We start from the raw sequence: 24,581 nt of genomic DNA, 5'->3' as shown, positions 1-24,581 counted from the left end.
GATTCAGATATTATTTCGAATTTTTCTTATAATATTTGATCATTTTCGGAAGAATATCTTCTACTGTACCGGTTATAACATAATCGGCGATGGTATTAATAGGTGCATTCGGATCATTGTTTATTGCGATGATCATGGAGCTATCTTGCATACCAGCAATATGTTGTATTTGTCCAGAAATACCACATGCGATATACAGTTTAGGGCGTACGGTCACTCCAGTTTGACCTATCTGTCGTTCGTGTTCTGCAAATCCTGCATCGACAGCAGCACGTGAAGCTCCTACTTCCCCTCCAATAGTAGCAGCTAAGTCATAAAGGAGTTTGAAATTTTCTTTTGAGCCTACACCGTATCCTCCAGCTACAATAATCGGAGCTCCTTTGATATTGACTTTTGACTTTTCTATTTGCCGTTCGATTACTTCAACAACAAAGTCTGTGTCAGAGATGTATTTCGAAATGTCTAACTTTATAATTTCTCCTTTATATGAAGGTGAGACTATTTCTTTTTTCATTACACCTTCACGAACAGTTGCCATTTGCGGACGGCATTCGGGATTTACAATTGTGGCAACGATATTTCCCCCGAAAGCAGGTCGAATTTGATATAAAAGGTTTTCATAATTTTTTCTTTCTTTTTTATCTTCATGGGAACCTATTTCAAGAGAAGTACAGTCTGCAGTCAGCCCGCTATGTAGTGATGATGATACCCGCGGTCCTAAATCTCGGCCAATACTGGTAGCACCCATTAAGCAGATTTGGGGCTTAATTTCTTTAAAAAGATTTACTAAAACAGAAGTGTGTGGCATGGATGTGTAAGGATACAGTCTTTTGTCGTCAGCCAAGTATATAGTGTCTGCTCCATAAGGAAATATCTGTTTTTCGATGCCATCAAGCTTATGTCCAATAACCAGAGCTTCGAGTTTACAATTTAGTTTGTTGGCCAAGGTACGGCCTTTGGTAAGTAATTCGAGACTTACATCGGCAATGATGCCGTCTTCTATTTCGCAATATACAATAAGATTGTTCATAATTTTGTTTTTTAGGAGTTAATGTATATGACTTACAGACATCATCCGATAGTGTGGTTTGCAATTAACTCTTTCATCAAATCGTCAATTTCTACATCTGCACCTGTGAGTCGTTTACTCTCCTTGGCTTGGAATACAACATTTTCTATTGACTTTACTTTTGTGGGAGAACCGGAAAGACCTACTTGCTGTAAATCAGCATCTACGTCTACTACACTCCACTCATTTAATTTCAAATATGGTCGGCTATCTAAAATACTGCCTAAATAGTCATTATCTTGATTTTGACTTTCACTTACAGTTTTGGCATATTTGTATTTTTGTACCAGTTTGGCATTACGGGGCCGACATTCGTCAGCACTCCCATTTACAGTTACTACCAATGGTGTTTTTGCTTCTACTATTTCGATTCCTCTTTCAAGACGACGTTTGATAGTAGCTTTACCATTTTCTATTTTAATAATTTTTTCTGCATATGTAACCTGTGGTATATGCAATTTTTCTGCGACTTGAGGGCCTACTTGAGCAGTATCTCCATCGATTGCTTGGCGACCTCCGATAATAATATCATATTCACCTATTTTACGAACAGCACAAGCCAAAGCATAAGATGTTGCAAGTGTGTCGGCACCAGCAAAGGCTCGGTCAGTCAGTAAAACACCTCCGTCTGCACCTCGGAATAGTCCTTCTCGTAAAATTTCAGCTGCACGGGGAGGTCCCATAGTGAGCAATGATACAGTAGAACCGGGATGCTGATCTTTTAATTGTAACGCTTGTTCCAAAGCATTCAGGTCTTCTGGATTGAAGATTGCAGGTAAAGCTGCGCGGTTGACAGTGCCGTCGGCTTTCATCGCATCTTTTCCAACATTTCGGGTATCCGGTACTTGTTTAGCAAGTACAATAATTTTTAAACTCATAATTTATTAGAGATATTAGATTTGCAATTTTACAAATACAATTATTTATTTTTCGCTTACGCAAATTTACTTAATGCTGTTAATTTGCCAAGTTTTTTTCTACTTATTTTGAATAAGCCCACGTTTTTGATCCAAAAATCAGAAATTTAGGAGTAATAAAAATCTAATCTGAAACAAAATTGTGGATATTTCATTCTTTATTCTGGTTTTTTATTCATAGCTGCTACCATCAAAACAATGTGTACAAATGCATTCTTTGGGAAGACCAATAGATTTTACCAACGTTTCTAATGGATTAAATTTCAATGTGGTGATATTTAATTCTTTACATATACTGTTGACCATGCGACAATATTGTGGGGAATTCGTAGTAGCATATGACGATAGATTTTGAGAATGATTGCCTTCTAATTTTTGTATTGTGCGACGTGTTATTAGCTCTAGTTCAGATTTGGAAGCTGTAAAATTTAAGAATTTGCACGGATAAATAAGCGGAGGACAACTGATGCGCATATGTACTTCTTTGGCACCATAACGATATAAATCGTTGACGTTATCTCTTAGTTGAGTCCCTCTAACAATAGAATCATCACAAAAGACTACTTTTTTATCTTTCAATAAACTTTTGTTTGGAATCAATTTCATCTTGGCCACTAATTCACGCATTTGTTGATTAGGCGGTGTGAAACTTCGTGGCCAAGTAGGGGTGTACTTGACAATTCCGCGCTGATAGGGTATTTTTTTCCCTACAGCATATCCGAGAGACATACCTATACCCGAATCGGGAATGCCGGAAACAAAATCAGCTTCGATATCATCGTTTTTACCCATTTCCAGTCCACAGTCAAAACGCATTTGATCTACATTTTTCCCTTCATATTCACAGACTGGATAACCATAATATACCCATAGGAATGAACATATTTGCATTTTTTCCCCAGGTTTTCTCATTTGAGTAAAACCATCGGCTGTGATATGTACAATCTCTCCTGGACCTAAATTGTAATGAGTTTCATATCCCAAGTTGGGGAAACTACAGGTTTCAGAAGATACTGCAAAGCCATTTTCGCCTTTACCTAAGAGTATGGGAGTGCGTCCATATTTATCACGTGCAGCAATGATTCCGTTTTCAGTAAGTAACAGCATTGAACAGGAGCCTTTAATGCGGTGATATACATTCTCGATTCCTTCCGTGAAATTTTTCCCTTCAATAATTAGCATTGATACCAGCTCAGACTGATTGGTGATGTTATTGCTATGTTCGCAAAAGTGATTACCTTTAGCCAGCAAGTCTTTTTCGAGTTCAGGGATATTATTAATTTTAGCAACAGTTACAATAGCAAATTTGCCAAGGTGAGAATTAATAATGATTGGCTGTGCATCTGTGTCACTAATAACTCCGATGCCAGAGTTCCCACTAAACGATGGTAAATCATCTTCAAATTTAGAGCGAAAATATGAGTTCTCAATATTGTGTATAGCTCGGGTAAAAGTTCCATTGTTTTGAGTTACCATTCCGGCTCGCTTTGTTCCCATATGTGAATTATAATCGACCCCATAAAAAAGGTCGGCTACACATTTTTCTTTCTTGATTGTACCAAAAAATCCTCCCATAGTCTTTTTAATCCTCTGTTTCTTTCTGTATTTTGAAATATTTTTTTAATAAGAACGGGAGGACGACGGTGTTACACCTTTCTCCTCCCGTAGTATGTTCGAGTTTATTTTTGTATTTGTTTTTCTATCCATTTACGAGCATTTACAAATGCTTCTATCCATGGAGTTACTTGATCGTTTTCCTTACGTTCTCTAGGATAGTATGCGCATTGCCAGGGGAAAATTGCTCTTTCTAAGTGAGGCATCATTGCTAAATGACGTCCATCACTTGATGCGATTCCTGCTATTGCATAAGGAGAACCATTTGGATTGGCTGGATATGAGTCATAACTATATTGAGCGACGATGTTGTATTTGTCTTTAGAATAGGGTAGTTTAAATTTTCCCTCTCCGTGTGATACCCAAATGCCCAACTTACTACCAGAAAGAGATCCGAACATGACGGAATTATTTTTAGGTATTGTTAATCCTAAAAATTGGGATTCAAACTTATGTGAATCATTATGTTGCATTTTAGGTTTTTGTTCATGTTCTGGAGTTAATAAGCCTAATTCAACCATTAGCTGGCATCCATTACATATACCTAAGCTCAAGGTATCTTTCCGAGAGTAATACCTATCGAGAGTTGCTTTGGCTTTTTCATTCCATAAGAATCCTCCTGCCCAACCTTTGGCTGAGCCTAATACATCTGAATTGGAAAATCCGCCACAATAGACTATCATATTGACATCTTCCAGTGTTTCACGTCCCGTGATTAGGTCCGTCATATGTACATCTTTTACATCAAACCCCGCCAGATAAAGAGAATACGCCATTTCTCTGTCTCCATTTACACCTTTTTCACGAATAATAGCAGCTTTTATTCCACTTGGGGTACGGCGATCGGCACTAATTCCGTATTGAGATAATTTCCCTGTAAATTCAGGTGCAAATTTTAATTTGATAGGTTGTTGTTTGTAGTTCTCAAATCGAGCTTTAGCGCAAGCTTCTCCACTTTGTTTCCTATCAAGTAAATATGATGAGGAGAACCAGAGGTCGCGCAAGTAATCAATACCAAATTGATATTCGGCATTATCTTTGCTGACTAAAATATGACGCTCACTGCATGGACGAGCTATTTTTAGGAATCCGATTCCTTTATTTTGTAATATTTTTTCGACAGATGTTTTATCTTTTACTTGAATCAGTATCCCTGGATTTTCGCTGAATAATATCTTGATGATATCTTTTTCTGCAAGTTTGTCCAAGTTGACTTCGAGTCCTCCTTCTGTATTGGAGAATGTCATTTCGAGTAGACTTGTAATCATACCTCCAGCAGAGATATCGTGCCCGGCTATAATAAGGTCTTTGTTTATCAGTTCTTGTATTGTATCGAAAGCTGTTACAAAATATTCTGTATCTTTGATTATTGGTGCTTCGTGTCCTATTTTGTTTAATGATTGGGCAAATGCGGAGCCCCCTAATTTGAAACTATCGAATGAAAAATCGATATAGTAAACAGCAGTATTACGGTCACGCACTAATACAGGTGATACGACTTTTTTGACATCAGATACTTCTGCCCCAGCAGAGATAATTACTGTTCCTGGAGAATATACTTTTTCATCTCCGTATTTTTGAGTCATGGAGAGGCTGTCTTTACCTGTCGGGATATTGATGCCAAGGTCACATGCAAATTGACTACAAGCTTCTACAGCTTTATATAGACGAGCATCTTCTCCTTCATTTTTACATGGCCACATCCAATTGGCACTTAAAGAGACGCTGCTTAGGCCTTCTGAGAGCGGAGCCCATATGATGTTTGTCAAAGCTTCAGCTACGGAAAGTATAGAACCTGCTGCAGGATCTATCATCGCTGCTTGTGGAGCATGTCCTATAGACGTTGCAATTCCGGCTTTACCTCGGTAGTCGAGTGCAACGACACCACAGTCACTTAATGGAAGCTGGATTTCTCCTTGGCATTGTTGACGAGCAACTTTTCCTGTTACAGAACGGTCTACTTTATTTGTCAACCAATCTTTACAAGCAACAGATTCAAGTTGTAATACATTTTCGAGATATTCGTGTATCTTGCTAGTTTTGTATTCAATGTCACTATATGTTTCAGTGATAGTTTTATCTGTCATTATAGTGCGGGGAGCTTTTCCAAACATATCTTCCATTGCTAAGTCTATTGGTCTAACTCCATCAGCTTGTTCGAAAACAAAGCGCATATCTCCAGTCGTTTCACCTACATTATACATGGGGGCACGTTCTCGGTCGGCTATGCGTTTTACAATTTCAACATCTTTTTCATGAATGACTATACCCATGCGTTCTTGACTTTCGTTCCCAACAATTTCTTTGGCCGATAAAGTCGGGTCTCCTATGGGTAGTTTATCCATTTCTATTTTTCCACCTGTACTTTCTACTAATTCAGAAAGGGCATTTAAATGGCCTCCCGCACCGTGGTCATGTATCGAAACTATTGGGTTTTTATCCGATTCGGCTAAGGCTCGTATTACGTTGGCAACACGTTTTTGCATTTCAGGATTGGCACGTTGCACGGCATTCAATTCTATTGCGTTAGCGTATACTCCTGTCTCTACAGACGAAACGGCACCTCCTCCCATTCCAATACGATAATTATCTCCACCCATGACAACGACTCTTTCTCCAGCTTCGGGAGTTCCTTTTATTGCATCACGCATAGTTCCAAAACCGATACCTCCTGCGAGCATAATTACTTTATCGTATGCGAATTTTTTGTAATTTTCAGCATGTTCAAAAGTAAGTAAAGAGCCACAGATTAGCGGTTGTCCAAATTTATTTCCAAAATCAGATGCTCCGTTTGATGCTTTTACTAAAATTTGTTCAGGTGTTTGGTATAACCATTTTCTTTCAGGCATGGCATGTTTTTCCCACGAACGCCCTTTCTCAGTTCTTGGGTATGAAGTCATATATACAGCTGTCCCAGCGATTGGTAGACTGGCTTTGCCTCCTCCTAGTCGGTCGCGTATTTCACCTCCGGTGCCTGTTGCTGCACCATTGAATGGTTCTACAGTGGTGGGAAAATTGTGGGTCTCTGCTTTGAGTGAGATTACAGTTTTGATATTTTTTATTTCAAAAAAATCTGGTTTGTCTTGGGTTGCAGGTGCAAATTGTTCGATTTCTGGACCTTCATTAAATGCCACATTATCTTTATATGCTGATACCAGGCGATTTGGATTGTATTCAGAAGTCTTTTTTATAAGTTTGAATAAAGAACTTTCTTTTTCTTCACCGTCAATAATAAATAATCCATTAAAAATTTTATGACGACAATGTTCTGAATTTACTTGGGAAAAACCGAATACTTCACTATCTGTTAGTTTGCGACCTATTTTTTTACATAGACCGTTTAAATAATCGATTTCATCTTTGCTTAAAGCCAGACCTTCTTGTTGGTTATAAGAAGCGATATTCTCTATGTATACAATAGGATCAGGTTTTTTATTGATTTCAAATACTTGTTGGTTCAGACCGTTATACATGCGTTGTAGCATTGGGTCATGTTCAGCTTTTTCATTTTTTACTGGGAAGTATTCTTCAATACGGTTAATTCCATTCAATCCCATATTTTGGGTAATTTCTACGGCATTGGTACTCCATGGAGTGATCATTTCTTTACGTGGACCGACAAACCATCCTTTTATGTTGTCATTTTCAAGGATTTTTGCTTGGTCAAAGAGCCAGTTGAGCTTTTCGATTTCTTGTGATGAAAAGGTGTGATCGGCGTCAACGGCAATCACAGTTTGGGCAGATGTTTTGAAAAAAAAGACCATTATCTTGAGTTTTAGTTGTTCGGTTGTAATCCTCAATCTATTTACATAGTATTAACTATAATGCTCTTATACTCAAATTCGTAACAAAAAGTAGTTAAGAGCGGCATAAAAAGCAAATGTAAAAATACGCATGCAAAATTAATCAAAACCTGCATTCTTTAAAACATTTATGCGAAAACTATTGACAAGAATATGACAATTTAGCACTATATTTGCATTCATCAACGAAATATGTTAGGGTTTTCCCATCGTGAAAGTTAGAAGAGAATGGTGGATTTAATGCTATATACAATCATCAGAGGGTTTGCTATAGGTGTATTGGTGTCTGCTCCAATGGGCCCTATTGGAGTCCTTTGTATACAGCGTACTTTAAATAAAGGTCGATGGTCAGGTTTTGTTACAGGTGTAGGTGCAGCAGTCTCAGATCTTTGTTATGCATTGCTTACAGGCTTGGGAATGTCGATTGTAATTGATTTTATTGAAGCCAATCAAAATTTGTTACAGATTTTGGGGAGTTTTGTTTTGGTGGGATTTGGGATCTTTCTTTATCGGCAAAATCCGGCAAAGAGTATCCGTAAAGCAAGTAATACTAAAAATACATTTACACAAGATTTTGTGACAGCTTTTTTTCTTACATTGTCTAATCCTTTGATTTTGTTCTTATTTATTGGACTTTTTGCCAGACTTAATTTTTTTACTCCGGATACTTTACGTGCCGATTATTTTGCCGGTTATGTTTCTATATTTTTAGGAGCAATAAGTTGGTGGTTTACTATAACATATCTTATAAATAAAGTCCGTACCCGTTTTAATTTGAGAAGTATATGGCTTATAAATAGAAGTATTGGCATAATAATTATTATTATGGCAATTGTGGGTTTTATTATGGGAATTAATTCATATTTTAGTTTAAATTTATTTTGACCATGAAGAAGTCTATTTTTGTCCCTTTTTTACCTGAATTGGATAGTCTCGATTTAGAAAAAGTATCTGATGTACTTGAAGAGAAAGCTGTGCGTCAAAGTATAGAGTGTGTAAATTGGCCGGAACAATTTTCGTATAAGCCTATAACAGCGTTTAGCATAGCTCGAAGTCAAAAGTATTTGTATATTAATTACTTTGTGCGAGGCAATTGTTTATTGGCGATAAATGATAAGGACAATGGTCCGGTTTGGCAAGACAGTTGTGTTGAATTTTTTGTGCAGATACCAGGGGAGAAAGAGTATTATAATTTTGAGTTTAATTGTATCGGTACAGCTCTTGCTGCTAAACGTGAAAGTCGGGAACTTTGCACGCATTTTACTTCTGACAAAATGGCACAAATAAAAAGATATGCATCGGCTGGAAATAAGCCTTTTCAGGAAATGCAAGGAATATTTGCGTGGGAATTATTAGTCGCTATACCATTTTCATTACTTGGATTGGAGGGGGATAATCTGCCGAAGACGGTAAATGCCAATTTTTATAAGTGTGCCGATAATTCAAGTCTTCCACATTATTTGAGTTGGAGTCCTATACAAACAAAATGCCCAGATTTCCATCGTCCTGAATTTTTTGGAGAATTGCATTTTTGAATGAGTGAGTTCATTTATGTATAGTCTGATTTATTGTCGCTTAAAGAGGAAAGAATCGGAATAAAGGTTCTTCCTCTTTGAGATATTATGGTTATTAAATCTTTTGGGAAGCGTTTCTGCTTTCTTTTTACTAAAAATCATATCTTAATTGAGATAAATGTTTATCTTACTTTTATGTATTTTTGAATTGTAATATATTGTCATTTTTTGTTTAGAAGGTATTATGAACTTACTATAGAGAGTTTTTCCTATTAATATCAATTTGTTTACTAATGTTAATTAGGTTAAAATATATTATTATATTTATATACAATCTATAATTTTATATACTTTTTTTACCTTTGTAATCGTCTATTTTAGATATATATTGTTTTTGTATCTATTGAATTAATATATATGATTAAATAATAGAATAAGGTTGTTTATGAGGCTTATACTGTTGTTTAAAGGTTATATGTTGTCATAGATACGCTTTTGAGATATTGAATTAAATTATTAGGATTATGAAGAAGTGCTTGTTGATGGCTTTTGCCATGTTTCTTTCTTTTTTTATAGCAAAGGGAGAGGATTTGGATACAGCTCAAAGTAAGGAAACGAAACACTCAGGTGTTAATAATGTGGTGACGAATAAATTTAAAGACAATTGGTTTATTTCGTTGGGACTTGGAGGTGATGTATACATGGGACAAAATGATAAAGCTATGCCTTTTGGTGATCGAATAGGATTTACGGGCCATATATCTGGAGGAAAATGGATTGTACCTTGGTTTGGTGCTCAGATTGCTATAGACGGATATCGTTTAAAAGGAGCCTCTTATTCTGGCAATGGAGCATATATTCAGGGGTGGACGGATAATAAGTATTTTTCTCAGAAATGGTATGCAGCATCTCCACATGTGGATATGTTATTTAATTTATCTAACTTGTTTGGTCGGTATAATTCAAAACGTGTATATGAACCAGTGATATATACTGGTTTTGGATTTATTGCGGATAAAAATTTTGATAATTTTAGTCAAGCGACACATTTTGGATTGATAAACAAATTCCGGGTAGCAGATGCTTGGGATTTGAATTTGAATTTGAGGTTTGCATTGGTTAATAATGACTGTGACGGGCAAGGAGGAAGCCGAGGAGACCTTATTGGCGGATTGACTGTGGGAGCTTCTTATAAATTCAAAAAACGGACATTTGCTTCTTTTGCTGAAGCATCAGAAAGTACTTTTAAGCAGCCGGTATCCACAGAAAATAATAATGATGATGCTAAGTTAAAAGCTTTGGAAAATCAATTGAGTGCATCTGAAAAAGAAGTAGAAAGTTTGAGAGAAAATGTAAAAGATTTGAAAAATCAATTAGCTGAAGCAAATAAAAAGATCGAAGATGCAGAAAAGAATGTAAGTGTCCCAGGATTGACACTATATTTTACAGCTGATAGTTATACAGTACAATCTCGTGATTTATATCTGTTGAAGAATCTTGCACGTCAGATGAAGGATAATCCTAGTCAAAAATATGTAGTTTGTGGTTATGCTGATAGTAAGACTGGGGAAGCTTCTTATAATGAGGCATTACGGAATAAAAGAGCACAAAGTGTAATTAATAAATTGGTGTCTTATGGTGTAGATAAAGATCAATTGATTAAAGAAACTAAAGATAGTAGTTTAAATCCATTCGGTGCCTATGTATTGGATCGTGCTGTTATGATTACAGAGAAATAGTTTATAGAATAAGTATAGAAAAAGGCGTATAGGAAATTCTAATACGCCTTTTTTTATAATAAAAAAATATAGAAAAATATATGATTATTTGAAGAATTTGTGCTAATTTAGTTGCAAAAAAGTGATAGTTAATGGTAATATATAAAATTGGATTATAAGTATGAAAAGATTATTTGTATCTGTTTTTACATTATTTATTATTTTCTCATTATTTGCAAAAAATGGTGAGAAAAAGTATGACTCTGATTTTTATGAACCGAAAATATCTGATTATATGGATCATAATTGGTTTATTACGCTCAATGGGGGAGGAAATGTCTATTTAGGACAAAATAATAAATCAATGGATTTTGCTGATCGAATAGGATGGACAGGTAATATTGCTTTTGGAAAGTGGGTTGTTCCTTGGTTGGGAGTTCGTTTGGAAATTGATGCATGGAAATTGAAGGGTGCTTCATTTTTGGAAAGTGGTAAGTACGTTATTGGAGAGAAAGCTGGTTATTATAAACAGCAGTGGTATGCGGGATCACCTCATGTAGATGCAATGTTTAATATGGGTAGTTTGTTTGGAGGATATTCTCCTAAACGAATATATGAACCTGTTATATATGCAGGTGTTGGGTTTATAACAGATAAGAGTTTTGATAATATAAGCCAATCTACACATTTTGGATTAATTAATAAATTCTATCTTTCTTATCATTGGGATCTCAATTTGAATGCGCAGTTTGTTTGGATGAATAATGATTTTGATGGAAAAACAGGTAGTCGGGGGGATATAATAGGAGGTGTAACTTTAGGATTGACTTATAAATTTAAAAAACAAGGATATGCTTCTTATGCAAATGAAACGAGTAATACTTTTAAACCGGTAGAAAAGGTAATTGTTGAAAGAACAGATAGTGCAGAATTAATATCTCTACAGGAGCAATTAGATGCTTTGAATTCAGAAAATAGTAAATTGAGAAATAAGGTAAATACCTTGAATACACGCATTGAGACATTAAAGAAAATGAACGATACCAAAGATACAATGGATTCGTTTGTAAAATTTTATCCTTATAATGTTGTGGTGGGAAGTTTTGAAAATAAGGAGAAAGCCTTGACTTTACAGGTTAATTTAGAGAAAGAAGGGTATAACCCTATAATTGCTCAAAATGAAAAGGGGATGTATCGGGTTATTATCGCGGGATATGATAGTGAACGTTTGGCGTATGATATGTGTAAAGAACTTCGAAGTAAATATCCTAAACGTTTTGGGGATGCGTGGATTTTGATTAATAAATAAAAATGGAGTTTTTTGTTCACAATAAACATTCTTCTTTAGAGAGGAATCTGACACGGAAAAGCGAGTGGGAATATTTCTACTCGCTTTTCTGTTCTTAACGAATTAATATTGGGTGTTTTATTTTTTATAAATTTTAAGATATTCGGTTTCGTATGTTATTATATTAGAATCATAATTCTAAGTCATTTTAAAGTCTAATTTTTCCATTAAGGCATTGTTTATATATCAAGTCTGTTGTTGTCAAGTTTACAACCATTATAATATAAAGATATGATCCGGTAATATTAATTGCTGCTTGATAAGAACATTCTCTTTTTATAAGGAGGGTTTATTAGGCTAACCGGTGTAGTAATGTTTTTTCGCTATGATGACACGCCTCGTCATTTCCATAATATATTTGTATTTTTATAATTAGAAATATAAACCGAATCCTACTTTGAATCCGTATTGATTGAGCCGATCAGCAAAACTATGTTTCCAGTAGATTGCAGGTTCTATAGATATATTAGGGGTTATAAAAATAGCATATCCTAAATCTGCCCCAAAGAAAAAGTAATTATTTTTTAATGTTTTATCCCCCTCATAATCTCGTAACCATTCACGTTCATAGCCAATTTCAGCACCTAAAAAAAGATGAGATAAAATGTAATATTTCAATCCACCACTAAGTTGAAGACTGTTGTCTTTCCATTTTTCCTGTTTGTTTATATCAAATCCTATACCTACATTTACTAAAAGATCATCATAAATAAAGGAGCCGCCCTTGAATCCTAATCCAAAATTAAAACGGTTGGATTTACTTTTATCGTTATCTGTACCTCCCACTCCAAATGTGGTAATTTCGGGGTTGATCATCCATTTCCCTTTTTCTGTTTGGGCCATTATTCTCGGGATAAATAAAAAAATAATTATGGCCATACATAAAAAACGTTTCATAATCATTCTTTTTAGTAGGTAGATATATTATTTTTTTGAATCTGTATTATGTGTCTTTTTTTCTGATTCTTCTTTATAATAGTTGCGCATTTTTTCTTTTTTGCCTTGTACGTACCGGAGTGCAAAAATAGCAACTAAAGTACCGGCAATGATTCCTGCATATTCCCAGTAACGTCCTTCATCTATGTAATTGGGCCAGCCGATATAAGCCATTATGCCTAAGTAAATAAGTAGTATAATAGTGATAATATTTCTTTTTTTCATAATTGTGAATTATTTTAGGAAATAGATGTATCGTTTTGAGAGGCTCGAAATTGTCTAGTAAATTTACCAGAACGTAATCTTTTATATATTTCTATACATGCCCATGCATCTGTTGCTGCATACTTTTTTTGGGCATCAGTCAAGTTTTCTGCTTCCCAGTTTGACAAGCGTTGTGATTTCGAAATCTTTTTACCGAATATGATAGCGTAGACTTTTTGTAAACTCATGTCTTGTATATTAAAGCGCTTTACGTATTTCTGTAATTCAATGAAGTTTTGTGGAACGAAATCTGATATTTTATGTAACATTGTAAAATCATCGTGTATAGATAAGCCTATTTTTGTAATATGTTCGTTATTAAGAAGTTCTTTTATCGAATCGAGGAATCCAATTTGATTGATTCTGAAAAGGAAACAAGTATCTTCTGTTGCAATTTGTATAAGAGCTACTTGATGGGAATGCCCTTTCTTAAAAGATGGTCGAGTTTCGGTGTCAAAGCCTAGTATGGAAAATTTTGATAAATACGATACCGCTTTCCGTGCTTCCTCTGGAGTTTGTACTACAATGATACGTCCGGGAAACAGGACTTGTTCCATTTGTGAAATTGCTTCTTTGCTGATAGTTATAGGTGCTATATTTTTATTCATTCCATTTATTCCATTCATTCAGGTCCATTTCTTCACGCCAGATATTTTGCTGTTGAGTGAGAAAATCATGTTTATTTTCATTTTGATAATTTATGACATTATCATTATCGTTTTCATCTTCATCTTGGCTAAAGTACAGATTATGAAGTGCTCTTAAAACATTAACTAGTTTTTGACCCCAATATGAAATAAAATTTTCTTTACAATAGGCTAAAGCTTCTTGAGTAGCCTCTTCGTTGCCAAGACTATAAATTGATATGAAATCTTTTATGTCCTGATATATATCGGATATATCTTCTGATATATTAGCAATGATAGGAGTCTCGCTATACTGCATATCTGTTTGGAATACTTCAAGATAGGAATCATGTTCGCCAAACATTCTACTGATACTGGAACGAATGTATTCATAAATGTTTTCTGTTACAAAATGTTCTACCGGCAAGTCTGGTCTACTTTCGCAATTAGGCAGTAATGTAGCTTTTAGGTAAAGTAGTGGTAGTATTTTGATAGCAGTATCGGTGAATGCATTACGCGAAGTTTCGTTTGCTTGTTCTATGAAAGAACAAAATTCAACTCCAACTGTAACAAACTCAATGATATTTTTATCATATATATTTTCATTCATATTTTTAGAGGTATAGCTTATTCTTTATAATGTAATTATATACATTCGCAGGGATAAAATAGTTCATATTTTTCCCATGCTTCAGCCCGTAACGAATAAAGGTCGAAGAAATTTCTATAATCGGAGCCTTTGAGAAAGTTATATTTTTTTTAGTCATGCTGTTTTCTTCTATAGGGTATCCTTGTCGAGGATAGACAATAAGATTGTATTCGTTAAGAATACGTTTGGCATCTTTCCACAGGCCAAATTTTGACCAGTTGTCAGCGCCTATTATTAAATAAAAATTGTTTTCAGGATATTGTGCTCGCAAAGCATCCAACGTATGTATTGTATATGACGGTCGAGGCATAGTTAATTCTATATCGCAATGTTTGAAATAAGAATGTCCAATTATTGCTAATTCTGTCATTGCCACTCGATGTTCATCACAAAGGAGACTTGATTTATCTTTTATAGGGTTTTGAGGAGAAACGATAAACCAAACTTCATCTAAATCCTCGAATTGACACATATAATTAGCAATAATTAAATGTCCAGTGTGTATAGGATTAAATGAGCCAGAGAATAGTCCTATTTTTATCTTTTTCTCCATTTTTGTTTATGGTTTGTTTATGAAATCTCTAATCTTTTTTGTTGCTATTTCTTGGGCAGTTTGCAAATTATCATTTATAATGACAATATCGAATTGAGGTGCAAAAGATAATTCATATTCAGCTTTTGCTAATCGACATTCGATAACTTCAGGAGCATCGGTACCTCGGCTAATCAGGCGTTTTCGTAAAGTTTCAATACTCGGTGGTTGAATAAAGATTGAGAGGGCTCGTTCGCCATAAAATTTTTTTATATTTATGCCTCCTTTTACGTCAACGTCGAAAATAACATTCTGACCATTATTGGTTAGGCGCTCGATTTCAGATTTTAATGTTCCGTAAAATTTGTCTGTGTATACTTCTTCGTATTCCAGAAATTCATTATTGGCAATTTTCTGTTTGAAATCTTCAGGGGAAAGGAAATAGTATTCAATACCGTTCTTTTCATTACCTCGAGGTTGTCTTGAGGTTGCCGAGATAGAAAATGCCAAGTTTAAATTTTGTTGTAATAGGTAATTGATAATAGTTGATTTTCCGGAGCCAGATGGGGCTGAGAAAATAATGAGTTTACCTTGCATATTAAATAAGCATTAAAATGAATGTTTAAAAAGATATCAAGTTTACATTACATTTAGAACTTGTTCTTTGATTTGTTCCAATTCATCTTTCATGCGTACAACGATTTTCTGTAATTCTGCGTGATTCGATTTGGAACCTAATGTATTGATTTCCCTTCCTATTTCTTGACTGATAAATCCTAATTTTTTCCCTTGCCCCTTACCATTTTCCATTGTTTCGATAAAATATTTCAAATGATTATCAAGGCGGTGTTTTTCTTCATTGACATCTAATTTTTCGATGTAGAAAATCATTTCTTGTTCAAATCTATTTTTGTCGTAATCAAAATTCTCGATTTTGCTTAATGCATCATTTATCCGTGACTTAATTTTATCGATACGTTCAAGCTCAAAGACATTTGTTTCTTGTAATAGAGTTGCGATGTTGGTTATTTTTTCATTGAAAAGACGTTGAAGCATTTCCCCTTCTTGTATTCTGAATTCTTGTAATTGGTCAAGTGCTCTGTTTACCGTTTGCATAAGAGCTTCGGTTTCTTCTTCTTCCAATTCTGTAATCTCTGTTTTTATAGCGTCTGGTAGTCGGAGTAATACTTGGAACCAGTCAGAGGGTAGGGGAATACCTATATTTTTTGAAACGTCTTTGATTTGATTATAATAGTTTTCTATAATTGGCTGATTGATTTGGGTGCTTGTTTCTCTGCCAAGACTTTCAACATNATCCATTTCTTTTTCCCTGTAAATAGCAGGTATACGAGTAGACAAATCGAGTTGTTTACTATTTAAAGATTTTATTTCAACGGTTATTTTTCTGTTGGGTAATTCGGTAACAGCTTTACCGAATCCAGTCATAGATTGTATCATTGTTTCGAATGTTTTTGCAAATTTAATTTTAATTCTGTATCCGAAAACAATAAAGTCAGAAAAAAAGACTAATTTTGCCAAACTTATATAACATAATTAGGAATTTAGGAGATGCCTTGCATATTAAATATAGAGACTTCTACTACTGTTTGTTCGGTGGCGCTTACGTGCGAGGGCCAGATAGTTTTTCGTCGTGAGAATTTTGAGGGTCCTTCTCATGCTGCGAGTTTGGGAAAATATGTCCACGAGGCTTTAGATGTGGCGCAAAAGTATAACCTTAAGCCAGAAGCTGTAGCTGTAAGTTGCGGTCCAGGCTCGTATACGGGGTTGCGTATTGGAGTTTCTGAAGCAAAAGGCTTATGTTTTGGCTTTGATATACCTTTAATTGCAGTACCAACGTTAGAAATAATGGCATGTGCTGTAATGTTTCAGGGAATACATGCTGAAGATGTACTTTTTTGTCCCATGATTGATGCTCGGCGTATGGAAGTATATTCAGCAATCTATAATATGGCATTACAACCGATAAAAGCTGTTTCTGCTGATATTATAGATAAAAATTCATATCGAGATATATTAGATAAGCATAAAGTTTATTTTTTTGGTAATGGTTCGGAAAAGTGTAAAGATATATTTTCTTCTTATCCGAATGCATTGTTTATTGAAAATATACATCCGTTGGCAGCAGATATGTTAGCTTTATCCGAAAGGGCTTTTCGAAATCGGGAATTTCAGGATGTAGCCTATTTTGAGCCTTTTTATTTAAAGGAATTTGTTGCAACTAAACCCAAACATAAAGTTCTTTAATTTTTAAACTTCAAAACAGATGCTTGATTATAATACACAGCTTAAAAAATTGATTATGCCGGAGTATGGCCGTAATGTACAGCAGATGGTTGACCATTGTGTTGCGTTAAAAGACAGGGAAGAGCGTACTAGGTGTGCCAATACAATTATAAATATTATGGGAAATCTTTTTCCACATTTAAGGGATGTCGATGATTTTAAGCATAAGCTGTGGGACCATTTGGCAATTATGTCTGATTTTAAGCTTGATATTGATTATCCGTATGAGATTATCAAGAAAGAGAATTTATATACGCGTCCTGATACTGTACCTTATGCTCTTACGCCTATTCGTTATCGTCATTATGGAAAGGCTATTGAGGGAATGATTGAGAAGGCTGTTGAGATGCCTGATGGTCCAGAAAGAGATCAGTTGATTTCTCTTTTAGCGAATCATATGAAAAAGTCATTTCTTACTTGGAATAAGGAAGGTGTTGAGGATGACAAAATATTAAAAGATTTACGAGAATATTCTCATGGGAAAATAAATCTTGATCCTGAAACTTATAAATTGAAAGATGCGAAAGAGTTCCTTCAAAAAAATAATATGAATAAGAAAAATAATAATGTAAGAAAAGCGGGACGATAACCGCTTTTTTTGTATCTTTCCGGAGATAAATCTAATTGTAAAAGGTTATGGCATCGTTTGTAATAGAAGGCGGTCATCGTTTGAAAGGTGATCTTGTTCCCCAAGGGGCTAAAAATGAGGCACTACAAATAATTTGTGCTACTTTACTCACTCCTGAGGTAGTAAAGATTTATAACATACCCGATATTCTCGATGTGAATAATTTGATACAGTTATTACGTGATATGGGGGTAGAAGTGCAACATATTGGCGTGAATTCATATAGCTTTAAAGCTGAAAATATAAATTTGGATTATTTGCATACCGAAGATTTCCTAAGAAGAAGTGGTTCTCTTCGAGGGTCTGTAATGATTGTGGGACCGTTAGTTGCCCGTTTCGGAATGGCTGTTATACCCAAACCAGGTGGAGATAAAATTGGTCGTCGACGTTTGGATACGCATTTTTTAGGAATACAAAAGTTGGGTGCGGATTTTTGTTATTCTCCAGATAAACAATTATATGAGATTACGGCAAAGGAATTGAGGGGAGCCTATATGTTACTGGATGAAGCTTCTGTTACAGGTACAGCTAATATACTTATGGCTGCCGTAATGGCTAAAGGTATAACGACTATATATAATGCTGCTTGTGAGCCTTATCTGCAGCAACTATCAAGAATGTTAAATAATATGGGGGCTCGGATTTCGGGGATAGGTTCGAATTTATTGACTATTGAGGGTGTCGATTATTTGACGGGTTGTGAACATACTGTGCTTCCTGACATGATAGAAGTGGGTTCTTTTATTGGTATGGCAGCGATGACAGGGTCGGATATTAATTTAAAGAATGTTTCATATAATGATTTGGGTATTATTCCTGATAGTTTTCGTCGTTTAGGTATTATTGTCGAACAAAATGGGGATGATATACATATTCCTTGTCATGATACATATGAGATAGAAACGTTTATTGATGGATCTATTATGACTTTTTCTGATGCTCCTTGGCCGGGCCTTACACCTGATTTGCTTAGCGTTTTTTTAGTAGTGGCTACTCAGGCTAAAGGGAGTGTGCTTATACATCAGAAAATGTTTGAGAGTCGATTGTTTTTTGTCGATAAACTGATAGATATGGGAGCTCAAATTATTTTATGTGATCCCCATCGTGCAGCTGTAATAGGACAGGGACATGCTCATACTTTAAGGGCATCTACTATGGTGTCACCGGATATACGTGCGGGGATTGCGCTGCTTATTGCTGCAATGTCGGCCGATGGTACAAGTACTATACATAATATTGACCAGATTGACAGAGGTTATCAGGATATAGATAAGCGTTTGAATAGAATAGGAGCTCGTATTACACGTATATAGATGATAGATAGAGAAGAACTTATAAAAATCGGTTTTTTTAATAAACCGCATGGGATACATGGAGAATTGTCATTCACTTTTACAGACGATATATTTGATCGAGAAGATTGTCCCTATATCGTCTGTGAAATAGAGGGAATTTTTGTTCCTTTTTTTATTGAAGAATATCGTTTTAAGAGTGATACTACGGTGTTGATGAAACTGGAAGATATTGATAATGATGAAGATGCTCGGTTGTTTACTAATCTATCTGTATTTTTCCCAAAATCTTATTTAAAAGATAACAGAGATGAATTTCAGGCTCCCGGAGATTATTTTATAGGTTTTACTATTGTAGAAGAATTAGAGGGAGAATTAGGCAAAATAATAGGAGTGGACGATTCTACGGTCAATGTTTTGTTTGAAGTTGATTATTCAGGGCAAGAGTTGTTAGTTCCGGCTAATGATGATTTTATTTTGTCTATTGACGAAGAGAATAGGTTTATACATATGCGTTTGCCACAAGGGTTATTGTCTTTATAAAAAGTATTTGTGGATTTAAAATGTTTTTGAGTATTTTATTTATGAGAGGTAGCTGGCGGTAGATTTTTATTTGAAAATTGACGTAAGTTTATAGTAGTCAGTCTTCTAGATATATATATCAGAATCTTTATATATTTTTAATCATCAAAGTTCTCTAAATTATTATTTGTATAACGTTCAGTTTATTTTTTGTATATAATATAAATGTTTTCTAAGATATTACCATTATATATTATGTCTCAGACGATTTCGATAAGTAGTCCAATGAAAATTTTTCAATGTGCAAAGTAGAAAGAATTATATTTTATCATTGAATGAACCAGCAGCAAAAAATAGATTCTTATTTTTTTATTAGTTATAATTTTCGTATGTTTTTGTATATTTTTTAGGGGACAGTAGATTATTGTTGGTTAAAATAGTCATATAAATTATTTATTTAAAATTATTTATTTGAATAAATGAAATATAAACAAAAGCTCTATCCTATATGTTTTATGAAGTAAAAACATATTTGGTATGGATTTGGTATCAATTCTTTTATTATTAGTAGGAGGTATACTTTGTGGTGTAATAAATGTTGTAGGAGGGGGAGGTTCTTTATTTGCTTTACCTATTTTACTGGCTTTGGGATTACCTGCTCAGGTTGCTAATGGAACGAATCGTGTGGCTATCTTATTTCAAGATATAAGTTCGTTAGTGTTTTTTAAAAAGAAGGGGCAACTGGATATACAAGAAGGATGGAAATTGGCGCTACCTACTATATTAGGAGCTATTTTGGGAATATGGGTAGCTTCGGTATATCTGACAGAGATGATAATGAATATTTCGATTTTGGTGCTGACTGTGTTTATGATTATGGTTCTTTTTTTCCAACCTGATAAATGGACAAAGAAAAAAAATGAAAGCTTGAATTATAAACTTAATTTTATTGATATACTTATTTTTTTTATTATTGGATTTTATGGGGGATTTATTCAAGCTGGATTTACTTATCTTATTTTGGCTGTGTTGGTCTTGAAAGTAGGTAATAGTATGGTCAAAGGTGATGCTTTGAAATTATTCCTTAATTTTTTGATTTTACCGATTGCATTGTTGATTTTCGCTTGGCATCAGCAAATAGATTGGTTATATGGTTTGGTTATGGGATCCGGTAGTGCGTTAGGAGGGTATTGGGGAGTTCGGTTTGTTACATCTTGGAGCCCTAAACTGATACGGAGTATATTATTGATATTACTTATTTTGTCAGCATTATACATTATTTTTATAAGAATGTGATTTTATGGAGAAAGATAAAGTTGCATTACAGCAAGTAGCATTGAAAAGAATATGGGTATTTGACGTTATGCTGATGATGTATTTTATTGTGGGAGTCTTTACTGTGATTAATCAGCAATTTCAGATACCTTTACGGTCATCTATGTTGCCTAAAGAAGGGAATATAACGAATGCTTTGGTAACATTATTAAATTTTTCGTGGTTTTTGGCTTATCCTTTTTCTGAAAAGTTTGCTGCCCGTTGGCTAGAGTCATATGGTTATCGAAAGACTATACTTTTGGCTTTGATTATATTAGTATCAGGTTTGGAAATATATGAGTTGGCTGTATTACAACATCTTTATATTCCTATAAGATTAAATATAATAGGGACTGGAATACCATTAGGTTTTTTCACTTTTTTAATAGGTTCTTTTGTTATTGGTATTTCAGCTGCAGTATTACAGGTAGTTCTTAATTTATATTTGTCCGTTTCTTCTGTTGGAAATACTACAGCATTACAAAGACAAATGATTGGAGGTTCGATAAATTCTATTGGTATGGTTATTGCTCCTTTGATAGTTAGCCATTTTATTTTTTGTAATGTTTCCCTTTCTGATGTTAATTCCTCACGATTTTTATTCCCTGTTTTTATTATGATATTAATTATGATTTTAGTAACTGTATTAGTAAGCCGTGTAAAATTTCCGGATTTACCGGAAAATACTAATGCTCAAACTATTTCTTTACAAAAATCAATATGGAGTTTTCGTCGAGTACGACTTGGTCTTTGGGCATTGGGTATATATGTAGGCGTTGAAGTTGCTGTTGGAGCAAATATAAATATGTATGCCGTGAGCTTAGGGCATTCTTTTGCTTTGAAAGCGACACATATGGCTGCTCTTTATTGGGGCTTTTTATTGATAGGCCGTTTGGTCGGGTCATTTCTTAAGGATGTGTCTTCTCAGAGGCAACTATTAGTCTGTACAGTAGGGGCTATCTTTTTTTTATTATTGGCTATCATATTTGATAATCCTTGGATATTGACTTTAATAGGGTTGTTCCATTCTATTATGTGGCCGGCTATATTTACATTAGCTACAGACAGACTTGGACCATATACAACCAAAGCGTCTGGAATATTGATGATTGGAGTTATTGGAGGAGGAATAATACCTTTACTACAGGGCATCGGTGCAGATGTTTTGTCTGGGATTTGGCGTTGGACTTGGGGATTGATTATATTAGGAGAGGCTTATATTCTTTTTTATGCTCTATCAGGATATAAGATAAAATCAGAATTACCTGAAGATTAAATATATAAACTTTTTATGAATACTATCTGTTATTTATTTCAGAACATTTGATGTATAACTAAAAAATATTATATGGCAGGAAAAATAGCAGAGTTATTGGTTTCAATGTTAGCCGATGCAGGAGTAAAACGTATTTATGCTGTGACAGGTGATAGTTTGAACGAAGTAAATGACGCAGTTCGAAAAAATGGTAAAATACAGTGGATACATGTACGACATGAAGAAACCGGTGCGTTTGCTGCTGGGGCTGAGGCTCAGTTGACAGGAGAATTGGCTTGTTGTGCGGGTAGTAGTGGACCGGGGCACGTACATCTAATTAATGGCTTATATGATGCTCATCGTTCAGGTGCACCTGTATTGGCCATTGCATCGACTGTTGCTACTTATGAGATGGGAACTCGTTATTTTCAAGAAACTGATACCATAAAATTGTTTGATGATTGTAGTTATTATAATCAAATGGCTACTACACCAAAACAGTTTCCTCGAATGCTACAAGCGGCTATGCAAACAGCGGTGACCTTAAGGGGTGTTTCTGTTGTTGGACTACCTGGAGATTTAGCTGCGACAGAGTGCCAACCTGTGGATAGTTCTCTTATTACATACGATATGTCGTCAGATATTGTTCTTGAGCAATCTTGGGTAGAACGGTTGTCTAAGTGGTTGAATAAGGCAAACAAGATTACGATATATTGTGGTATAGGAGCGAAGGATGCTCATCAAGAAGTAGTAGAATTATCTCAAAGACTGAATGCTCCGGTAGCGTATTCATTTAAGAGTAAAATGGAGATACAATATGATAATCCGAATGAAGTGGGGATGACAGGACTATTGGGCATGCCTTCAGGCTATAATAGTATGCATGAAGCTCAAATATTGTTATTATTGGGAACAGATTTTCCTTATACACCTTTTATGCCTGAGGATAATATAATTGTTCAGGTGGATATAAAGGCTAATCGGATAGGACGTCGGGCTAAAGTTGATATGGGAATCTGTGGTGATGTAAAAAATATTTTGCAGACGTTGTTGCCTCATATTAAGCAAAAGACAGATGGTTCTTTTTTGAAAGAGCAGTTGGAGGGTTATAGAAAAGTAAAACAGCATCTTCTGTCTTATGTAAGGGATAGGGGAGATAATAATAAGATACATCCAGAGTATGTCATGTCCGAGATTAATTCTGTCGCTGCAGAAGATGCCATATTTACGGTCGATACGGGAATGACTTGTGTTTGGGGGGCCCGTTATTTGCAAGCGACAGGCAAACGTAAAATGTTAGGTTCTTTCAATCATGGCTCTATGGCTAATGCTATGCCTCAGGCTATTGGCGCAGCTTTGGCATATCCAGAACGTCAGATTATAGCACTTTGTGGTGATGGAGGATTATCTATGTTATTAGGTGATATGGCAACTATTGTACAATATAAATTACCTATTAAGATTGTCGTATTTAATAATCGGGCATTAGGAATGGTAAAATTAGAGATGGAAGTGGCCGGGTTGCCTGATTGGCAGACTAATATGTATAATCCTGATTTTGAAATCATAGCAAAAGCTATGGGAATGAAGGGATATACAGTTTCTAACCCTGAAGATGTGTCTCCAGTCCTTATAAAAGCTATAAAAAGTGAAGGTCCGGTCTTGATAAATGTAATGACTGATCCTAATGCTTTGGCAATGCCTCCTAAAATTGAGCTTGGACAGATGACCGGTTTTGCTCAATCTATGTTTAAGTTGATAATGAATGGGAAGACTAAAGAAGTACTTGATACAATACAGTCGAATTACAAACATATAAATGAGATTTTTTAAATGTAAGTTTAAGATGGAGGCGGTGTAGAATGAAAATAGATTTCCACTCTAATTTGTTAACTGACATTTTTGTTATAGTTGTGACAAAATATCTTTTTCATTATATGGATTTTTTATATGAGTATGAGACATATATAATATTAACTTAAATATGATTATAATAAATAAGTTTCCTTAAAGATTGGTATATGTTTTGTTGTATATTTCATGATTAAGAAAAAGAATAATAGAAGAAGGATAAAGAAAAAACTTCTTATTTGTTTAATAATTATGAATCAAGATAAAAATAAATAATTTATGGCATATATCGATTATTACAAAATTTTGGGAATTGATAAAAGTGCTACTCAGGAAGAGATAAAAAAGGCTTATAAAAAGCTGGCACGAAAATATCATCCTGATTTGAATCCCAATGATTCTTCTGCACATAAAAAATTTCAGGA

At 34.7% G+C, this 24,581-nt stretch carries 23 protein-coding genes; 12 read left to right on the top strand and 11 right to left on the bottom strand.

What is annotated here, in order from left to right; genetic code table 11:
• Positions 1 to 10: 10 nt before the first annotated feature.
• From BN2628_RS06940 to purL, 4 genes are all read right to left on the bottom strand, one after another.
• Positions 11 to 1,030: an electron transfer flavoprotein subunit alpha/FixB family protein gene (locus tag BN2628_RS06940; protein WP_044229375.1), complete on the bottom strand. Its 1,020-nt coding sequence runs from the start codon at positions 1,028 to 1,030 to the stop codon at positions 11 to 13.
• Positions 1,031 to 1,071: 41 nt separating this feature from the next.
• Complete coding sequence (locus tag BN2628_RS06935; protein ID WP_044229377.1) at positions 1,072 to 1,947, bottom strand: electron transfer flavoprotein subunit beta/FixA family protein; 876 nt, start codon at positions 1,945 to 1,947, stop codon at positions 1,072 to 1,074.
• A 210-nt stretch (positions 1,948 to 2,157) separates the two neighbouring features.
• Complete coding sequence (locus BN2628_RS06930) at positions 2,158 to 3,561, bottom strand: amidophosphoribosyltransferase (RefSeq protein ID WP_044229378.1); 1,404 nt, start codon at positions 3,559 to 3,561, stop codon at positions 2,158 to 2,160.
• A 104-nt stretch (positions 3,562 to 3,665) separates the two neighbouring features.
• Positions 3,666 to 7,364 (bottom strand): phosphoribosylformylglycinamidine synthase, encoded by a 3,699-nt coding sequence (gene purL / locus BN2628_RS06925; protein ID WP_044229379.1) that lies wholly within the window; start codon positions 7,362 to 7,364, stop codon positions 3,666 to 3,668.
• Between the two features lie 267 nt (positions 7,365 to 7,631).
• On the opposite strand from purL, the gene BN2628_RS06920 reads away from it, so the two are divergent.
• The 4 genes from BN2628_RS06920 (at position 7,632) to BN2628_RS06905 (ending at position 11,944) form a co-directional block, all read left to right on the top strand.
• The gene (locus BN2628_RS06920) at positions 7,632 to 8,288 is read left to right on the top strand and encodes a LysE family translocator (RefSeq protein WP_044229380.1); all 657 of its coding nucleotides are present in this window, start codon (positions 7,632 to 7,634) and stop codon (positions 8,286 to 8,288) included.
• A 2-nt stretch (positions 8,289 to 8,290) separates the two neighbouring features.
• The gene (locus tag BN2628_RS06915) at positions 8,291 to 8,938 is read left to right on the top strand and encodes a carbohydrate-binding family 9-like protein (RefSeq protein WP_044229382.1); all 648 of its coding nucleotides are present in this window, start codon (positions 8,291 to 8,293) and stop codon (positions 8,936 to 8,938) included.
• Between the two features lie 503 nt (positions 8,939 to 9,441).
• Positions 9,442 to 10,656 carry an OmpA family protein gene (locus tag BN2628_RS06910; RefSeq protein ID WP_044229385.1) on the top strand — a complete coding sequence of 405 codons (1,215 nt, stop codon included), beginning with the start codon at positions 9,442 to 9,444 and terminating at the stop codon, positions 10,654 to 10,656.
• A gap of 160 nt (positions 10,657 to 10,816) precedes the next feature.
• Complete coding sequence (locus BN2628_RS06905; protein WP_044229388.1) at positions 10,817 to 11,944, top strand: SPOR domain-containing protein; 1,128 nt, start codon at positions 10,817 to 10,819, stop codon at positions 11,942 to 11,944.
• A 411-nt stretch (positions 11,945 to 12,355) separates the two neighbouring features.
• Here BN2628_RS06905 and BN2628_RS06900 read toward each other — a convergent pair whose 3' ends face one another.
• The 7 genes from BN2628_RS06900 to BN2628_RS06870 are packed head-to-tail and all read right to left on the bottom strand — an operon-like array spanning position 12,356 to position 16,448.
• Positions 12,356 to 12,880, bottom strand: coding sequence for a hypothetical protein (locus BN2628_RS06900; protein ID WP_154668415.1), 525 nt, complete (start codon positions 12,878 to 12,880; stop codon positions 12,356 to 12,358).
• 27 nt (positions 12,881 to 12,907) lie between these two features.
• The gene (locus tag BN2628_RS06895; protein ID WP_044229390.1) at positions 12,908 to 13,144 is read right to left on the bottom strand and encodes a hypothetical protein; all 237 of its coding nucleotides are present in this window, start codon (positions 13,142 to 13,144) and stop codon (positions 12,908 to 12,910) included.
• Between the two features lie 14 nt (positions 13,145 to 13,158).
• The gene (locus tag BN2628_RS06890; protein WP_257606419.1) at positions 13,159 to 13,809 is read right to left on the bottom strand and encodes a 3'-5' exonuclease; all 651 of its coding nucleotides are present in this window, start codon (positions 13,807 to 13,809) and stop codon (positions 13,159 to 13,161) included.
• On the bottom strand, positions 13,784 to 14,419 hold the full coding sequence (locus tag BN2628_RS06885; protein ID WP_044229391.1) for a DUF5063 domain-containing protein: 636 nt from the start codon (positions 14,417 to 14,419) through the stop codon (positions 13,784 to 13,786). The genes BN2628_RS06890 and BN2628_RS06885 overlap by 26 nt, the downstream gene beginning before the upstream one ends.
• 4 nt (positions 14,420 to 14,423) lie before the next feature.
• Positions 14,424 to 15,011: a nicotinate (nicotinamide) nucleotide adenylyltransferase gene (nadD, locus tag BN2628_RS06880; protein ID WP_044229393.1), complete on the bottom strand. Its 588-nt coding sequence runs from the start codon at positions 15,009 to 15,011 to the stop codon at positions 14,424 to 14,426.
• A 6-nt stretch (positions 15,012 to 15,017) separates the two neighbouring features.
• On the bottom strand, positions 15,018 to 15,587 hold the full coding sequence (gmk, locus tag BN2628_RS06875; RefSeq protein ID WP_044229409.1) for a guanylate kinase: 570 nt from the start codon (positions 15,585 to 15,587) through the stop codon (positions 15,018 to 15,020).
• A 42-nt stretch (positions 15,588 to 15,629) separates the two neighbouring features.
• Positions 15,630 to 16,448, bottom strand: a complete 819-nt coding sequence (locus BN2628_RS06870) for a YicC family protein (RefSeq protein ID WP_055096583.1) — start codon at positions 16,446 to 16,448, stop codon at positions 15,630 to 15,632.
• A gap of 111 nt (positions 16,449 to 16,559) precedes the next feature.
• Here BN2628_RS06870 and tsaB point away from each other — a divergent pair, with 111 nt between their 5' ends.
• The 8 genes from tsaB to BN2628_RS16795 all read left to right on the top strand — a co-directional run.
• Positions 16,560 to 17,255, top strand: a complete 696-nt coding sequence (gene tsaB / locus BN2628_RS06865; RefSeq protein WP_044229415.1) for a tRNA (adenosine(37)-N6)-threonylcarbamoyltransferase complex dimerization subunit type 1 TsaB — start codon at positions 16,560 to 16,562, stop codon at positions 17,253 to 17,255.
• A gap of 19 nt (positions 17,256 to 17,274) precedes the next feature.
• Positions 17,275 to 17,883 carry a DUF4290 domain-containing protein gene (locus BN2628_RS06860; protein WP_044229418.1) on the top strand — a complete coding sequence of 203 codons (609 nt, stop codon included), beginning with the start codon at positions 17,275 to 17,277 and terminating at the stop codon, positions 17,881 to 17,883.
• 47 nt (positions 17,884 to 17,930) lie between these two features.
• On the top strand, positions 17,931 to 19,235 hold the full coding sequence (murA, locus tag BN2628_RS06855) for a UDP-N-acetylglucosamine 1-carboxyvinyltransferase (RefSeq protein WP_044229424.1): 1,305 nt from the start codon (positions 17,931 to 17,933) through the stop codon (positions 19,233 to 19,235).
• On the top strand, positions 19,236 to 19,757 hold the full coding sequence (rimM, locus tag BN2628_RS06850) for a ribosome maturation factor RimM (protein WP_044229427.1): 522 nt from the start codon (positions 19,236 to 19,238) through the stop codon (positions 19,755 to 19,757).
• Positions 19,758 to 20,273: 516 nt separating this feature from the next.
• A complete protein-coding gene (locus BN2628_RS06845; RefSeq protein WP_055096581.1) occupies positions 20,274 to 21,032 on the top strand; it encodes a sulfite exporter TauE/SafE family protein in 759 nt (252 codons plus the stop codon).
• 4 nt (positions 21,033 to 21,036) lie between these two features.
• The gene (locus BN2628_RS06840; protein WP_052431536.1) at positions 21,037 to 22,326 is read left to right on the top strand and encodes an MFS transporter; all 1,290 of its coding nucleotides are present in this window, start codon (positions 21,037 to 21,039) and stop codon (positions 22,324 to 22,326) included.
• 72 nt (positions 22,327 to 22,398) lie between these two features.
• The gene (locus BN2628_RS06835; protein ID WP_021931450.1) at positions 22,399 to 24,138 is read left to right on the top strand and encodes a thiamine pyrophosphate-dependent enzyme; all 1,740 of its coding nucleotides are present in this window, start codon (positions 22,399 to 22,401) and stop codon (positions 24,136 to 24,138) included.
• Between the two features lie 297 nt (positions 24,139 to 24,435).
• Positions 24,436 to 24,581 (top strand): DnaJ domain-containing protein (locus BN2628_RS16795; RefSeq protein ID WP_154668455.1); only part of this gene is annotated, 146 nt, incomplete at its 3' end.

This window comes from Gabonia massiliensis (assembly GCF_001403595.1).
In the GTDB taxonomy this organism is placed as follows: Bacteria; Bacteroidota; Bacteroidia; order Bacteroidales; family Coprobacteraceae; genus Coprobacter; species Coprobacter secundus.
The sequence above is the reverse complement of the archived record's forward strand: the minus strand, read 5'-3'. Positions and strand labels throughout refer to the sequence as shown.

What these genes read in the sequence shown, in the direction of transcription:
- BN2628_RS06940 (WP_044229375.1), bottom strand. Translation starts at nt 1,030, where the DNA reads ATGAACAATCTTATTGTATATTGCGAAATAGAAGACGGCATCATTGCC.
- BN2628_RS06935 (WP_044229377.1), bottom strand. Translation starts at nt 1,947, where the DNA reads ATGAGTTTAAAAATTATTGTACTTGCTAAACAAGTACCGGATACCCGA.
- BN2628_RS06930 (WP_044229378.1), bottom strand. Translation starts at nt 3,561, where the DNA reads ATGGGAGGATTTTTTGGTACAATCAAGAAAGAAAAATGTGTAGCCGAC.
- purL (WP_044229379.1), bottom strand. Translation starts at nt 7,364, where the DNA reads ATGGTCTTTTTTTTCAAAACATCTGCCCAAACTGTGATTGCCGTTGAC.
- BN2628_RS06920 (WP_044229380.1), top strand. Translation starts at nt 7,632, where the DNA reads ATGGTGGATTTAATGCTATATACAATCATCAGAGGGTTTGCTATAGGT.
- BN2628_RS06915 (WP_044229382.1), top strand. Translation starts at nt 8,291, where the DNA reads ATGAAGAAGTCTATTTTTGTCCCTTTTTTACCTGAATTGGATAGTCTC.
- BN2628_RS06910 (WP_044229385.1), top strand. Translation starts at nt 9,442, where the DNA reads ATGAAGAAGTGCTTGTTGATGGCTTTTGCCATGTTTCTTTCTTTTTTT.
- BN2628_RS06905 (WP_044229388.1), top strand. Translation starts at nt 10,817, where the DNA reads ATGAAAAGATTATTTGTATCTGTTTTTACATTATTTATTATTTTCTCA.
- BN2628_RS06900 (WP_154668415.1), bottom strand. Translation starts at nt 12,880, where the DNA reads ATGAAACGTTTTTTATGTATGGCCATAATTATTTTTTTATTTATCCCG.
- BN2628_RS06895 (WP_044229390.1), bottom strand. Translation starts at nt 13,144, where the DNA reads ATGAAAAAAAGAAATATTATCACTATTATACTACTTATTTACTTAGGC.
- BN2628_RS06890 (WP_257606419.1), bottom strand. Translation starts at nt 13,809, where the DNA reads ATGAATGGAATAAATGGAATGAATAAAAATATAGCACCTATAACTATC.
- BN2628_RS06885 (WP_044229391.1), bottom strand. Translation starts at nt 14,419, where the DNA reads ATGAATGAAAATATATATGATAAAAATATCATTGAGTTTGTTACAGTT.
- nadD (WP_044229393.1), bottom strand. Translation starts at nt 15,011, where the DNA reads ATGGAGAAAAAGATAAAAATAGGACTATTCTCTGGCTCATTTAATCCT.
- gmk (WP_044229409.1), bottom strand. Translation starts at nt 15,587, where the DNA reads ATGCAAGGTAAACTCATTATTTTCTCAGCCCCATCTGGCTCCGGAAAA.
- tsaB (WP_044229415.1), top strand. Translation starts at nt 16,560, where the DNA reads ATGCCTTGCATATTAAATATAGAGACTTCTACTACTGTTTGTTCGGTG.
- BN2628_RS06860 (WP_044229418.1), top strand. Translation starts at nt 17,275, where the DNA reads ATGCTTGATTATAATACACAGCTTAAAAAATTGATTATGCCGGAGTAT.
- murA (WP_044229424.1), top strand. Translation starts at nt 17,931, where the DNA reads ATGGCATCGTTTGTAATAGAAGGCGGTCATCGTTTGAAAGGTGATCTT.
- rimM (WP_044229427.1), top strand. Translation starts at nt 19,236, where the DNA reads ATGATAGATAGAGAAGAACTTATAAAAATCGGTTTTTTTAATAAACCG.
- BN2628_RS06845 (WP_055096581.1), top strand. Translation starts at nt 20,274, where the DNA reads ATGGATTTGGTATCAATTCTTTTATTATTAGTAGGAGGTATACTTTGT.
- BN2628_RS06840 (WP_052431536.1), top strand. Translation starts at nt 21,037, where the DNA reads ATGGAGAAAGATAAAGTTGCATTACAGCAAGTAGCATTGAAAAGAATA.
- BN2628_RS06835 (WP_021931450.1), top strand. Translation starts at nt 22,399, where the DNA reads ATGGCAGGAAAAATAGCAGAGTTATTGGTTTCAATGTTAGCCGATGCA.